The sequence below is a fragment of the Nocardia sp. NPDC055002 genome (assembly GCF_053608825.1).
This window is the reverse complement of sequence record NZ_JBSGWE010000003.1, coordinates 380,806-397,308: the sequence shown is the minus strand read 5'-3', so window position 1 is coordinate 397,308 and position 16,503 is coordinate 380,806. Positions and strand designations below refer to the sequence as shown.

Sequence of the window (16,503 nt, the reverse complement as noted above, 5' to 3'; positions counted from 1 at the left end):
CGGGCATCACTATTGAGGGATGAGGGGCGATGGCGACGTTCACGGGCTCGAGTTGGTGACGTAGCGCTCCATGATCGATCTCCCATCTGGGCTGCATTGGCTCTCGATTCTTGCCGGCATGGAGTGGCCGGAGGGCAATGAAGACGAGATGTGGGCCATGGCCGAGGACTGGCGCACGGCCGCAGACAGTCTTCGTGGCCTGGTAGACGACGTCGATGCCGCCAAAGATGCTGCGTTCAAGGCGTATCCGCAGGGCGACGGCGTCGAGGACATGCTCAAGGCCTTCGAGGGGATGGCCCGCGGCGATCAGTCGGTGACCAAGCTGGGCGAACTGTTCGACATCCTCGGCGACTCGGTGTATCAGACCGGCACCGAGATCGAATACACCAAGATCATGTTTCTGTCGTCGCTGGGCTTGCTGGCGCTGGAAATCGCTGCGGCGTGGATCTTTCCGCCGACGGCTCCCGCGGTGGAGGCCGCCGCGATCGGCGTAACCCGCGTGGTGGCGCGAGGAATCTTCGGACGCGTGCTGGCCGCGATCCTGCGGCACGGCGCGAAGGCCGTGATCACCCGGGTCCTGAAGTTCGTCGGCCAGCACGTGGCGATCGACACGGCGCTGGGCACCCTGCAGGAACTCGGCGTCCAGCAGTGGCAGGTGGATCAGGGCCACCGCAAGGAGGTCGACTGGAACCAGGTCAAGGCGGCCGCGGTCTCGTCCGCCGCTGGTGGTCTGGCGGCCGGTCCGTTCGGCAACTTCCTCGGCAAGCGGCTCGGCGACGGCATGTCGCCCTGGCTCAAGGGCGCGATCACCGGCACCGGTGCCGGTCTGGTCGGCGCGGGCGGCGGCATGCTCGGCCAATTCGGGTACGAGGGTATGACCCAGGGGTGGGATCAGGCCTGGAACAACCTGAAGACCGCGGCGTCCGACCCGCTGATGTGGAGTGCGGGCGCCACCAACGGCGGGCTCTCGGGACTGAACAAGGCCGGGGCGAATTCCGCGTGGTCGGCGATGAAGCCCGGGTTGTTCGAACGGCCCAGCTTCAGCTCGCAGGTTCGCGATGCCATGTCCGGCCACGACCTCGGAACATTCGGGCAGAACGACGGTGCGGGCGGCGACGGGTCGTCCAACCGTCCCGGTGGTGAGGGCGAGAACCGGGCCGGAGCCGACGACGAGGCGACCGGTGCCGGTGGCGACGACGGCGTGCGCGCGGGTGCGGGCGACGACACCATGGGCGGCGAGGGCTCGGGCGAGTCGCGAGCCGGTGCGGGTGACGACAGTCAGTCGATGCGCCCCGCGGGCAGCACGCAGTCGCCCGAGAGCGAAGCCCAGGGGCCGACGAATTCCGAAGAGGGACGGGCGAATCAGCAGTCCGGCGACGACGGGCAGTCCTCGGCCGAAGGCGGTGCGGCGGCTGGGCGCCAGGACTCCAAGCCCGAGGTGCAGGGCGGCGAATCGCAGGCGGGCGACGGTGGTCGTCAGGACGGAGGCGGCCGTGCCGAAGGGGAAACCCCTGCGGCGCAGTCGGATTCCGGGCAGGACAAGTCTCGGGCCGGAGAGGCCGAGCAGGCCGATGGTGCGAGCGTCGGCGAGGGCACGCGCACCGACGCGCAGTCGAGTGGTCAGCCGGTCACTCAGGTCAACGACACTCCGGCGACCAACCGGGACACCGCGACGCAGGCCGGGGCGCCGGTCGGCGCCGGTATGACGGGTGCCGGTCCCGCGGCGACGGCGGGGCCCTCGCCCGCCGCGACCGGTCAGGCGCCGGTCACCAATCAGGCCGCGACGCCGACGACCGGTCAGCCCGCCGCGAGTCCCGCTCAAACACCCAGTGCCCCGGCGCAATCGACGCCGCAGCAGTCCACTCCGGGCCAGCAGTCGACGCCCGCGCAGGGTTCGCAGCCCGCGGCCCGCCCCGGCGCGCCGGAAGTCCGCGCGGGGCTGACCGACGGCGTGCAGCCCGGATCCGACATTCGTTCCGGCGCACCGGAAGTCAGAACCGATAACCCGACTGTCGACGAGTCGGGGGTGGCGGACCCGCAGGGCACCGCCGAAGATCCCGGTGCGACGGGTCGACCCGACGGTGAGAGCCGCGCGGGTGTCGGTGAACAGCGCGGCGCCGGTGTGGCCGAGACGCCGCTTCAGGGGTTGCAGGCTGCGCCGGGCGAAGCGCCGCCGACCCGCGCGGGCGAGCCCGAGGCAACCGCCGACCGGACTCGGGTCGGCGATTCCGAGGTTCGGCCGGAGGCCGATCCGCTGGCCGAAATTCCGCCGGTGGTGCCGATCGTCGGTGCGGATCCGGGCGCGAGCGCGGCTCGGCCGGGCCCGGAAACGGGTCGTCCCGGGCGAGCGGGGGCCGACGACGCCGCCTCGCCGCGGGACCGCGCCGACTCCGGCGATGATCGCAGGCAACCGCAGCCCGACGACAACGACAGCGGCCCGGTCTATGACACCCAGCTGCCCAACGGCCAAGGCGTCGTACACCATCCGACCGGCACGGCTATCGGTGAGGACGCCCGCACGCACCGGGTGAGTGAGAACGTCCGCAACGACGGCTCCCACGACGTGGTCGTGCACGGGCGGCGCGACGGTTCGGTGACTCCGAGCAACGGGGACCCGGTCCACCCGCGCGACATCGTCGACGCGATCCGCAGCAACCCGAATTACGTTCCAGGAACGCCTATCCGGCTGCTCTCCTGTCACGCGGGCAACAGCAAGGGCTGGGCGCAGTACATCGCCGACCAGCTCGGCGTCGATGTCACCGCGCCGACCGATCGAGTCGGTGTGCGGCGCGAGCCCGGCTCCGATCCGGTGATCGATCGCGGTGGCCAGTGGCGCACGTTCAGCCCGGAGTCCGCGACGACGCCGAGCGATACACCCTCGCCCAGAACGGATTCCGATCCGTCCGATACTCGCGATCGCGACACTCTCGACGGCGACGGACCACCACTGGATCGCGAGCTCGTCGACTTCATGAGCGACCAGGACCCGCCGACCCGCCCGACCGCGATGTCGTTCCTCCAACCCGAACCGGGGACCGTCAACGCACCGTTCAGCCGAACGCCCGGTGTCGACGCGCATCTGCTGGGCGTGCTGGATCCGAACGACCCGATGGTGCAGACCGCGGGCGATCCACCCCGGATCACCCATGTCGGCGGGGAGCCGATCGACGAGTTCTCCCACCGGCTCAGTGCCGAGCGCGGCCAGGCGTTCGTCGACGCGTCCACGCCGGACGCGGCCTTGGTCGCCGACTACGAGCAGCACAAGGCCCAGCAGAAGGCGCTGGAAACCGCGAAGTCCGACAAGGGCCGGGCGGTGCGCGATGCCGCGATGGCCCTCAAGGACGCCCGGACAGCACACACCCGCGCTGTCGAGGCCGCCGCGGACGCACGCAACCGCGGCGCCGAGGACGCCGACGCGCTCGACCGCGCCGCCGAGGAGGCCGCGGACGGGGTGCAACGCGCGGAGGCAGGCGTCGCGGACGCCAAGGAGCAGGCCGCGGCGGCCAAGACCGCCCTCGACAACTTCCTGGCCGCCGACGCTGCCGAATCCGAGGCGGGCAATTCGCCCGCCAAGCGCTTGGAGAAGGCCGAAGCCGAGCGGCTGCCCGGCAAGCGGCGGGGCCACGTCACCTCCATCACCATCGACCGCCTGACCGGTCGCGTGTACGAAGCCGCCAACGGCACCTCCGAGCAGCGCATCCACCCCAGCGAGCTGCACCCGACGCTGCACGACAACGTCGCCCGCTACCAGGACCCCACCGACGCCTACCACAACGGGCGCGACCAGGCCCATTTCCCGCACGCGGACAACCCGCTGGGCCACGCCGAAGTGCGCGGCACCAACGCCGCCCTGCACGATCGGGAACTGCTCAACCAGCAGCGTGACCCCGGCGATCAATTGCCGACCGACTTCGACGGCCTCGCCTCGATCCTCAATTCACCGTTCGTCCCCAGCCGTGGCGTCGAAGCACCTTGCTGTGCGAACTGCACCCGGGTGGTGCAGGGCACCGAGAGCACCGCGGGCCACATCATCGACGAAGGGGCACCCCGGGTCGACCCGCTGCGGCACGCCGATCTCGAACAGGCGGCCAGGGACGGCAATCCCATCGAACCCCGGTTGGTCTCACCCGAATATCCGGAGACCGACTTCATGGGCGACGACGATGATGTCGCGGGTCCGGATCGCGGGTCCGACGATTCGGTGCCGCCGGGGATGTTCCGTGGGGAAGATGGGCTGTTGCACCGGCCCGGGGATCGAACAGACAGTTATCGGGATCCGGATGGGACCTGGCATCACGTCGATGACCCGGCGGGCACCAAGCGCAATGTCAACTTCGGCCTGCACGGGCCCGGCGGGGCGTTCGTCAAGGATCACCTGAGCAGCGCCGACTACCTGTACGACGCGATGAAGGGCGATTCGGATTCGCACGAGATGCGCGATCCGGACCGGGCCGCCGAGCTGGAAGCCGCGTCGGAGCGGCGCCTCGAACTGCAAACCGAACGTGACGGCGTTCGGACCGAGCTCAAAAAGCTCATGGCCGAGTTCGAGATCAAAGAGGCGAAAGAGCTCGCTCCCAAGCGTCTTTCCGAAGCGATCCAGAACCTGCGTCAGGAAATCCGGTCCGATGCCACACTGAGCCCGGACGAACGGACCGCCAGGCTCGAGCTGCTCGGCGATCTGGAAGACACCGCCACCGACTACAACGATCTCGGTCGCGAGATGATCGAGGTGTCAAAGACGCTCGGCGAGGTGGCCGGAATCGACTTCGCGCTCGATCCGGATGCTCGCCCGCGTGCCGTGCTGCTGACGCCCTTCGAAGGTGCGTTCGACGGTGCCGGTGTGGTCGACATCGCCGCCTACGTGCCGCGCGCCGACGCGGACTCGGCGCCGACCCTGGTCGTCGTGGAGGCCAAGGGTGTGGGCTCGGTCCTCGGCGGCTCCAAAATCGCACAGGCGGAGCAGGGTTCGCCGGAATACCTGCGGCGCACCTTGGACATGGATCGCAATCTCGCGCAGATCCTCAACGAGACTCCCGACCAGATGGTGGCCCGGGGCATCGACCCCGACAGCGCCGAGGGTCGCGCGCTGACCGACGCCGTCGCCGACCTGCGGCAAGCGATGGAAGACGGCACCCTGCAGGTCGAGTACCGGCTGGTACATACTGCCGCCGACGGAACAATCACCGTCACCGAGCTGCTGCTCCAGCGCGACGGCGTGAATGTGCTCGCCGATGTTCCGTTGCCGTTCGGCGCCGATCCGAATGCGCTCGACCGTGGCGACGACTCGCGCGACGACGACATCGATTTCATGGATGACGACGATCTGCCGCCCAGCGATACACCGGATTCACCGGACAGCGATCCGCCTGAGCTCGCCCCCGCGATGTCGAAGGTCCAACCTGTGCCCGCCGTCGGCGAAGAGCTGGGGTCGAGCGATATGCCCGCCGCGAAGGCACACCTGCTCGGCGAGCTGACCGGAGACATAGTCCGGGATGGCGACGGTTACATCACCAAGGTCGACGGTGAGTACGTCGACGAACTCGTGCGCCGGGTGGCTGCCGAGCGGTTGCCCTTGTACGCGGCGGTCAGCGAAACGGCGGACCGGCAGAAGGCTGCCGATATCGCGGCGACCAAGCCAGAAAAGGCCCGTCTCGCTGACGAATTGGACGCCGCCAAGCGTGCGCGAGGCATCGCGAATCGCAATCTGAAAGGTGCGGCGCCCGAGGATCTCAGTACCTTGACCGAGATTCGCGACCAGGCGAATGAAAAGTTCGAAGCCTTGGAGAAGAAGGCCGCGGCGGCGAAATCCGCGTTCGGTGAGGCGAATGGGCGGGCGAACCCGATCGGACCTGTGGTGGCCGTCACGATCGATCGTCTGACCGGGCGCGTCTATGAAGCGGCGAACGGCGCGCCGGAATCCGGCCTCCGCGTCCCTGACCTCCACCCGAGGTTGTACGAAAACGCCGAAGCGACCGGTCAAGATATGGCCGAGCTGGCCAAGGGCAACAAGGACGCGAGGGTGTGGGATCACGGCGACGATCCGCTTCGCCATGCCGAGGTTCGCACGACCAACGAAGCGCTGCACGATCGCGAACGAAACGGTGAGCGCACCGATCGCGCCTCGATGGCGGCGCTCGTTCACGCACCCATGAATCTCAAGTCGGCCGAAGGCGTCGTGTGCTGTGCGAACTGCACCCGAATGGTTTCCGGGACGGAGAGCGCCGAGGGCTTCTCCCGCAGGCATGCCGAGGGTGTGCCGCAAGACATTGTCGACGCCGAACTCCGCGCCGACCTCGAAGGCTCGGCGAATCCGGATGGCACGCCGAGGAAGCCACCCCTTGTCTCTTGGGACGGTGCGCTGCGGGCCGATACCGACTTCATGGGTGACGAAGACGGCGAAACACGGAACCGGAAACCGGATTTCGCTGACCCGGAAGCCGAACCGGCACAGCGTGAGGTGCGGGTCGAGCTCGGTGCCAACGGAGAAGTCGTCGCGCTGCACATTCAGCTGGCCGACGGGCAGTGGGTGGTCGCGCGTAACGACGGCGACGAGGCCACGCGGAATGTGCCCGTGCGCAACGACGCGGACATTCCCGAAGTCGACACCCGGAATGCCTTGCGGAAACTGGTCGACGATCTCAACGCCGGGTATCAGGGGCTGAATCTCAAGTACCCGTCCGGATCGGGTCTCGACGGACGCGGGCAGACCGCGTTGCGCGACGGCGTCAGTGGCGGCGCGCACCTGCTGACCGACCCGCCCGCGCCGCCGGCACCCGCGCAGCCCGCGCCGCCGGTGGACGGTCCGATGATCAGCGAACCGCCGCCCGGCGCAGGAGATCCCGCGTTGAACGTGGCGCGGATCGGCAAGGAAGGGCTCACCTGGTACCACAACCGTGAGCACATTCCGGTGATCGGCGGAGTGCTGGGACGCGAGGCGGATTCGGCGGGCAATTACCGCCCGGTGTACTACCCCGACGGCACCGAATACCGGCCGTGGATCTCCGATGCCGATCCGAACGCGGTGCGCGAAACCGTGCTCAGCGAGCTGCGGGCCAACCGGATGGACGCCGACGAGGTCCGCGACATCCTGAAGGAACTGTTCGCGGACGCCCGCGATCCGCGGTTGCGCCAAGACCTGATCGACGATCTGGAATTCAACGGACTCATCGACACCGACGAGGCGCGGGCGATGGAGGACGCGCCCGTTCCGCCCGCCGAGACGCCGCCGGAGCAGCAGGGTCCGCCGCCCGAGGGTGAGACGCTGGCCGAGATGGCCGAGCGGCTCGGTATCGATCTCGACGGTGAGGGACCCCGGGATGTGCGCCGGGCGATCGATCTCCAGAGCCACCGGCTGCTGCGCGAGATCGGTGCGATCGAGGGCCTGGCCGACGCGGCACGCCGAGCCGACGAGGAACAGACCCGCCCGTATCGGCGCGCCGATCATCCCGCCGACCCGGCGCCTGCCCCTGACGACCGGACGCTGCACGGTCCTGACCGCTTGCGCGAGATCGAGTCGGACGAACCACGGGACGACGCCGACTATTACGACGACGACGAACCGGGCGGCGCCGAGCCGTCGCGCAGTCACTGGGGCGACACCAGTGCCCCACGCCCGGTGCCGTTCTCGCGGGAGGTCAGCTTCCTCGACAAGGATCCGCTCGGCCGGTTCCTGCGCGACCTGATCGTCGCCTTCGAGGGCGTCACCTCGCTGCGCGACTACGACCGGGTCGGCAACGGCGCGGACCGGCTGCCCGAATGGGCCAGCTTCTCCGACGATCGGGAGCCGGGCCGGGACGAGGCGCGGGCCCGCGAGTTCTTCGAACACGCACTGCGCCGCGACCAGCTGCGTGACGAATTGTCCGGCTGGGCAGCGATGTTCGGCCGTGACCTCAGTGATCTGTCCGGCGATCGGATGGAACCGACGCTCAACGAGCTGCGTGACGCGGCTCGGCAGCGGGCCCAGAACCTCGCCGATTTCATCGCTGCCGCGCAGCCGATCCTTCAAGGTGACGGCGCCGAACCGGTGGGCAAGTCCTACGGTGATCAGGTCGCGCGGGTGCCCGATGCCGACGGTGGGCCGGACCGGTTGCTGGTCGTCGACGGTGCGCTCGACCGTGAGGAGGCGCTGGCCCGCGCGCTGCGGGACAACCCGGAGCTGGCGATCGACATCGACAACGGGGTGCTGCGGCCCGACTTCCGGGCCGTGCACGCCGACGGCGCGGGCAGGCAGTTCCTCGATCCGGTGGCGACCCCGGAGGTGCAGCACATTCGGCGCACTGTGGACGGCGCCGAACTGCAGGTGACGATGATGCGCGGCGAGGACGGCGAGTGGCGCCCGGTCCAGGCGACACCGGAACCGCCGCCCGCCCCGCGCGACCGTGCGGACATGGTGCGCGACATCGTCGATCTGGCAAGGCAACTCGGTTTGGGTCCGGCCGCGCTGCACCCGGACAATATCGACGCCACCATCCGCGCGCTGCACCTGGACAACGCGGTGCGCGCCGGGCAGGCCGAGGCGCTGTTCGATTACGCCCGCACGATGGCCGACATCGAGACCTTCTACCTGATCGGCGACGCGCGCGATCAGCTGACATCGCGGCTCGGTATCGCGGAGGGCGAGCTCACGCCGAGACGGATCGCCGAGGCCCTGACCGATCCGAAACAGCGGCGCGGCAAACGCCAGCAGCAGTTCGAGGACCTGCTCGACGGGCAGCAGCGCGAACCGAGCAAGACCGCCGGTTACTCTCAGCAGCTGCGCAACGTCGACGCGGCCGCGGTCAAGGCGGCGCAGGAAGCGCTGATCAAGGCGCTGAGCCCGGGAAATCCGGAGGCGCTGCGCCCGAAGGTCAGCAAGACCGACTCACTCACGGGCCGGTCGAAGGTCGGCCCGGCCGACAGCGGCATCGATCCGGCCAAGCTGCGCAAACTCGTCACGCGGATGCACCGGCTCGGCGCGGGCGACCACGCGCGAGGGGCGCTGGCCGCCTACGCCGACGCGCTGATGCGCATCGACCCGTACACCGATCATCCCGCGGGCACCAGAGCGGCTGATCCGCGCACCACCGGCGATCCGCACATCTACGACCGCAACGCGATCCACGGCCTGCGCGATGTGGTCGACGCCGCCGAGCCCGGTGCGAATCCCGTCGATTTCGCCGCCCAGGTCGCCGGCAACATCGCCCGCTCCTATGGCGCGGACGAGCCGGTCGGCCCGAATGATCCACGGCCACAGCCGAATCGAGACTGGGCGCGCTTGGTCGGCGTGGATGTGTCCACCGCCGACGGCGCGAAGTTCGTCGAGATCTACGAGGCCTACCGCGACGGCAAGATCGAGAAGCACGAGGGCCTGAGCCCGGAGAAGCTGGCCGCCGAGATCGCGGCCATCCGCGAGGAGATCCGCCTCAGGACCGAGCAGCTCGAGCAGCTGAAGGCGCTCACCGACGAGTTCTACCGGCCGGTGGCCGACCTGCCGCCCGCCGAGGGAACGCCGGCCAGGGAACACCCGGGGTCGCAGCCCGACGCGTTGCCCGAGGGGCGGCGCGGACTGCCCGCCGGGCCGGAGGGTGGCAAGCCGGGCGGGGGTCCGCGACCGGTTGGCCCGCAACCGGATTCGGGCCGCCCCGATTCCGAGGTGCTGCCCGAACGCGGCCGCGACCTCGACGATCGGGCCGATGCGAAGCTCGACCAGACCATGCGCAAGCTGGACGAGGTCGCCGACGAACTGGCCGAACCGATTCCCTCGCTGGACGACCTGGTCGGACCGGGTGATCCGGTCGATCCGCTGGCGATGATCGACGACGCCGTCGAACGCCAGAACAAGCTGCACGACCAGGCGGACGAGCGCCGCGCCAACGGCGCCGATGCCGCGCTGGAGGACACGCTGCGTGATCTCGACGGTGTCGACGAGGACCTCGCCGCGTTGGAGTCGTACCTGCGCGCCCAACGGGATTTCGACGCCGCGCAGGCGGAGATCGCCGCCAGGTTCGAGGAACTGGCTGCCAGGGACGCGGAGGCCGCCGCGCGGCGTGGCGATGACGCCGAGGCGGATTTCGCCGTACGCGCGGCCGACCTGGCCGCGCTCGAGTCCTACCTCGCCGCGCAGCAGCAGTTCGACGCGCTGCGTGCCGAACTCGCCGAGGCCGCGCAGACACGGCCCGACGAGCTCGACGCCGAAGCGTTGGCCGACGCGCAAGCCCTCGAGTCGTATCTGCGGGCGCAGCAGGAATTCGATGCTGCCCGTGCGGAAATGGCCGCCCGGTTCGCCGCCGCGGTCGAACGGCAGGGCGCCTCGACGCCGGACAGTGGGAACGGGTCGACAGGCGAGAGCGGCAACGGCTCGCGTGCCGAGGGTGCTTCGCGTGAAGACGACGGTTCGCGTGACGATGACGACGATTCGGGTGATCCGCCCGCGGCGCAGACGGCGCCCGGCGGCCCGCCGTCCAAGCCGCCGTCGCGTCCGCCGACCGCGCCGAGCCCGGAACCCGAAGAGCCGGCCAAGAATTCGTCGCCACTGGATTTCGGTCTGCCCAAGACGCCCGCCGAACTGGCCGTACCCGGCGACGCCGTGCTGGATCAGCCGGTCACCGACGGTGTCGACGCCGGTGACGAACCCCAACGCGCGTACCAACGCAGAGACTTCCTCAACGATGTCCACCAGTTCCTCCAGGAACTCAGCGATCTGCCGCCCTCGGTAACCGCCGACACGCCACCACTCACTCCACAGCAGGCCGAGCAGATCCGCGTACTCGCCGACGCCCTCGGCCTCGGTGACGCGCTCACCGGCCAGCGTGATCCGCTCGGAGCGCTCGCCGAGATCGCCGATATGGCGCGGGCCCGCGGGTTCCTCGACAGCGCACTGGATCCCGACGCCGAACTCGGCACACCCATGCGGTATCCGGACGACTACGAGCCGCTCGACGTCGACGAGTTGCAGGACGGGCTCGACCACTGGCGGGTCGAGGGCGATCCGCAGGTGCGTGCCGAGATGGCCGAGGAACTGCGGCTGGCCGGACTCGACGACGCACGCCAAGCCCTCGGCGCCGATCCGGAGCCGAACCCGCAGGCCACGCCGCTGCACCCGTCCTCGATACTGCCGCCGGAAGACGGTGCCCGTCAGCCGGGCGGGCCGAGGATCGAGCCCGCGCAGCAGGCGATGGATCGCCTGGCCGCCAGGTTCGGTGTGGATCTCACCGATGCGGGCTCACTCGATGCCGCACGGTATCGCCAGTTGCTGCGAGCGGGTGCGGTCGAGGCGTTCGCCGCCGCGGTCCGGCATGCCGAGGCCGCCACCGATCCGCGGCAGCGGGCGCTGCGCGAGGCCATCGCCCGGCGCTGGGCGGCCCGGCTGGGACTGCCTGCCGACCCCGGTCTCGTCCGCGCCGCCGACGACATCAACCGGTTGCGCGCAGGGGTGACGCGCGACGCCGGTGATATGGCGCACCTGTATCAGATGGTGCGCACCGAGCTCGACGACCGCGTGCTGTCGCTCGACGTCGACGGCGACAAGATGCTGGTGCGGCTGGTGGCCGACGGGCCCGACGCCTGGCATCTGGAACCACTCGCGCGCATCGAACCGAAGCCGTTCACCACGACCGCGGACAAGGCGGTCGAGGTGCCGCCGAAGAAGAACTGGCTGCGCAAGCTGTGGGACCGGCTCGTCAATCGCGGTTACTACGGCGACAATCCGAAGTATCCGTCCGGATCGAGCATGGACGGTGCTGGTCAGTCGATGCTCGGCCACAGTGCCGGGCTGCCGTTGACCACGGTGAAGGACTCGACGCCAGGTCAGCCAGGCGGCGAATACGACCAGCTGCAGATCAAGTTCAATCCGGCGCGCATCCTCAAAGAGGGTGTGCTCATGTGGCAGAACCGCGAGCTGGTGCCGATCCTCAAGCACCTGTCCTCGCGGATCGCCGATCAGGCGGGCGAATTCCTGCCGCTGCGCAATCTCGACGGCAGCGAGTACAAGCCGTGGATCTCCGATGCCGACCCGCAGCTGCGCCGTCAGATCGAGCAGGACCTGCGCGACGCGGGGCTGGAGCATCTGCTCGAACCGGAGAGCTTGTCGCCCGAGGAGCTGGCTGCGCGGGAGCCGAAGCAACTCGCGGACTCCGATGAGCCGGTGCAGATTTCGAGCGAGGGCGAGGAAGTTCCCGCCGTTGCCGAACCGCTGCCGCCGTGGCTGCAGGATGTGGTCGACGCGGTCAACGGACGCATCTCCGATGCGACCGTGCTCGAGGCGCTCGCCCGCGAACTCGGGGTCCAGCTCACCGATTTCAGTGAAGAAGGGCTGCGCAAGGCTGTCGCCGAGGCCGAATACCGGTTGCTGCGCCGCGACGGTGTGATCCAGGCGCTGGAAGCGGCCGCGCGATTCTTCAACGCCGAGCACGCGGACATCCCGTTCCGGCCCGCCAACTTCCACAGCAAGGACCCACTCGGCGCCTACCTCAAGGAAGTCGTCGCGGCCAAGGGCGACGAGTTCAGCTTGCGAATGCTCAACTGGCGCGGAGTGAACAACGGCGGCGAATGGGTCAACATCTGGGGCGATCTCAGCGACGACGGCGGCGATCCGACCGTTCACGCCGAGGACGCACGCAAGATCTTCGACGACGCGCTGCGCCGCGCCGGACTGCGTGACGAACGGTCCACCTGGGCACACCTGGCCGGGGCGGACCTGGAGGCGCTGGTCAACAATCTCGACGGCGAGATCGCGAGGCTGCGCGGGCAGCTGGACGACAACGTCGGCGTGCTCGGTGAATTCACCCAGCGGGTAGCCGATTTCAACGACAGCGACAGCGGCGACCGGCTCGTGGTCGACACCGACAACGGCAAGATCGCGATCGTCGACACCGGGGCCGGACACGAGGCCGCGCTGGCCCGTGCGCTCGCCGAGGCCGACGCCGACTTCATCGACCGGCTCAACCGTGGCGAGGTCGACATCGAGATCCGGGTGGTCGGCATCGACGACGGCGGCCGCGTGCACATCCTCGAGGTCGACGCGCCCGAGGTGCGGCACCTGCGCACCGAGGTGGACGGGCGCACGGTCGACGCGACGATGGTGCGCGACGGGACGCAGCCGTGGCGGATGATCGAGCGGCCGCCCACGGGCACCGAGCCGGCCGCCGACCTTCCCGCCGTGGCGAATGACACGAATCAGCCTGTGCCGGAACCTCGTTCGCTGGCCGAACTCAGGGCCGACATCGCCGAGGTGGCGCAGGGGCTCGGCATCGACGATCCGTCGAACCTGTCGGGGGAGCAGCTCGACGCGCTGCTCGCCGAGCAGGAACGCGCCAATCAGGTGCGGGCCAGGCAGGTCGAGGGGCTGGTCGACTACGCGCGCAGCGCCGACGCGATCGACAACTTCAACGCGCTGCACAATGCGCGCAGTGCGTTGGCACTGCGCTTCGGGGTCACCCCGGAGGCGCTCAGCCCGGAGGCGATCGCCCGTGGGCTCGCCGACCCGGCGACGCGGGTGGAGCTGCATCGTCAGCGGTCGGCGAACCTCACCGATTACGCGAAGCTGCTGCGCGCACTCGACCCGGCGGCCGTCGACGCCGCCCGTGACGCGCTCGCCCCCCATCTCGGCCTGCCGCGCGGTGCGCTGCCGCTCGACGCGGCGGCGCTGGCCGAGGCGTTGTCCAACCGGGCCGCGCGCGGTGAAATCGACGATCTCCTCGGGCCGCTCGCCGACTACGTGCGGGCGCTCGCGAAGGTCGATCCGTACGCCGACAACCTGGTCTACAACCCGGACACCGACCCGCGCGCCATCGGCGACGACCCCCCGGTGCACTTGCGCGATGCCCTCGACTTCCTGCGCGAAGTGGGCGCCGACGACCTCGGCAACCGGTCGCCGCTACCCGCCGCCCCCGAGGACGCCGTCCCCGGACCGAGCCGCGACCACGCGCGTCTGCTCGGCGTCGACCTGACCGACGCCGACGACAAGCGGGTGGCACAGGTCTACGAGTGGTTCCGCGACGGCCGCATCGACAAGCACGAACGCCTGACCCTCGAACAGCTGGCGCGGGTGCACGAGGAGATCCGCGACGAGATCCGGCAGCGCGCCGCCGACATCGCCCGCCTGCGCGAGCTCCTCAACGAACCGTTCGTCACCGACCCCGAGATCGACGCGCCCACGCCCCCACCCGCGGTGGACGGTGGGCCGACCCACGGTGCCCCCACTCCGGATTCCCCCGCACTGCCCACACTTGATCCCGCCACGCCTGCGCGCCCCGGTACACCCGCGCCGCCGGCGTTGTCTGTGGGTCCGGATGTCAACGGCAACAACCAGGTTCCGCCGGCGTTGCCTGCGGGTTCGGATTCCGATGGCAACAACGAGGTTCCGCCAGGGTTGCCTGCGGGGCGGGATGCTGACGGCGACAACCAGATTCCGTCGACATCGGGTGTGGGGCCGGATGGCAACGGCAACAACAAGGTTCCGCCGGGTTCGTCCGCCGGTCCGGATATCGACGGTGAGAACAAGGTTCAGCCGGGTGCTGGTTCGCGGCAGGATCCGGGCTCCGACCCGGCTGCCGAGAACGCTGACTCCGGGCTGCCGACACAGAGGCCGGGATCGCCGGATCCGAGCGAACGAGTGGGCCAGAGAGAGCGCGGCGACCTTGGCGACCCGGCGAATTCGCCGACTCCGCGCAGGGTCGGCCCGGTGGGCGCAGACCCGGACGTCGTTGCGGGCGAAGTCGATCCGAGCGGAGACGTCGGCGCGGGTCGGACCGGCGACGGCAGTGCGGCTGGGCAGGCTATCCCGCGTGAGCCCGAACCAGTGGGTGCTGGCGCGAATGTAGTGGTGGGCGAAGCTGATCCGAGCAAGCCGACATCGGGCGTTGACCGGGGCGACACCGGCCGGGCCGAACAAGAAGGTTCGGAGGCGGGCCAGGGTACGCGTCGGCCGTCGGTGGACGATCCGGATTCGGGTGTCGATGACGGCGAGCCGACCACGGCCGGAGACTCGGACAAAGGTGGAGACAACGCTGATTCGGGGGATCCGGACAAGAGCTTCGACCTGGATCGGGACGGTGATGCCGACGGGGACAGCCAGGGTCCGCCGCGGTCGCCCGATGGTGAGGGGCGGCCGGGAGTGCGCAGGCAATTGCCGGGGTCGGCGATGCGTTCGCACATTCCGCATCCGCCGCACGAGTACGAGGTCGAGCTCGACGTGCCGGTGTTCGACGCCGTCCAATGGCCGGTGCCGCCGCTGGCGCTGACGCCGGAGCCACCGCTGCCGCCGGAACCGCCGCGCCAGCCGGAACCGCCGTGCCCGCCGAGCCAGCCGGAACCGCCGTGCCCGCCGGATCAGCCGAATCCGTCCGTGCCACCGAAACCGCCTGTGCCGCCGGGCGAACCGCTGCCGCCGGTTCCGCCCATGCCACCGTTGCCGCCTGCGCCGCCGGAACCGCCGCTGCCGCCTGTGCCGACGCTTCCGCCGCTGCCACCCGTGCCGCCGGTACCGGCTGAGCCGCCGCTTCCACCTGTGCCGCCGTGGCCGACGGAGCCGACGCCGACTGAGCCGACGCCGAACGAACCGACAGTGCCGTCGTGGCCGGTCCAGCCAACGCCGCCCGGCGGAAATCCGAGTCTGCCGTCTCTTCCGCCGTGGGGAACGCAACCCCCTGGCTCGGGTATGCCGGATCAGCCGGGAGGCGGTCAGCCGTTCCCGCCAGGCAATGGTCAGCCCTATCCGCCGGGTAGTGGCCAGCCGTACCAGCCGGGTAATGGTCAGCCGTTCCCGCCTGGAAGTGGGCAGCAGTACCCGCCGGGTAACGGTCAGCCGTTCCCCGGTAGTGGTCAGCCGTACCCCGGTAACGGTCAGCCGTACCCACCTGGAAGTGCTCACCCGTACCCACCCGGCAACGGTCAGCCGTACGCGCCGGGCAACGGTCAGCCGTACGCGCCGGGCAATGGTCACCCGCCAGGTAGCGGCCAGCTCTACTCTCCGGCGAACGGGAACCCGGCCCTCGACCAATCCGGTTGGCAGCAGCCGGGTACCGGCAATCCGCAGGGTGGTGCGCCGATGTATCCGCCGCCCGCGATGCCGCCTGCCGGTGGGCAGGGCGATGCCCGCAGGCCGTATCGGCCGGAGTATCAGCCGCCGACCGAGCACATCGTGCTGCTCGTCCGTCCGTACGGCGGTGGCGTGCTGGCCGAGTTCGATCCGCGGTCCGGCTCGTTGCGGCCCGCGGCGCCGGGACAGCTCGGTGCCGACGGCCTGTACGCCGATCTCGGTGGGGTGACGGTGATCTTCTATCGGCTCGCCGATCGGCTGATGGTGCAGGTCGGCGCTCAGCCGATCGAGCTCACCTGGGCCGCGCACGTGGGCTGGGAGCGTTCACGGCAGCGGATGACGCGGTTCACGGTCGCGGTCGACGGCAGGCCGATGGGTGAGCTGATCTACCGTTCGCTGCCGCCGGAGCTGGACCTCGGCCTGCTGATCCGTAACGTGGTTGCCGATCCGGCGGGCCGGATGACAATCTTCAGCGACCGAGTCTGATG

At 69.9% G+C, this 16,503-nt stretch carries 1 protein-coding gene; it reads left to right on the top strand.

The features are described 5' to 3' along the window. The first annotated feature begins 70 nt into the window (after window positions 1–70). Window positions 71–16,501, top strand: a complete 16,431-nt coding sequence (locus ACWF99_RS14065; protein ID WP_452536140.1) for a WXG100-like domain-containing protein — start codon at window positions 71–73, stop codon at window positions 16,499–16,501. The last annotated feature ends 2 nt before the right edge of the window (window positions 16,502–16,503 follow it).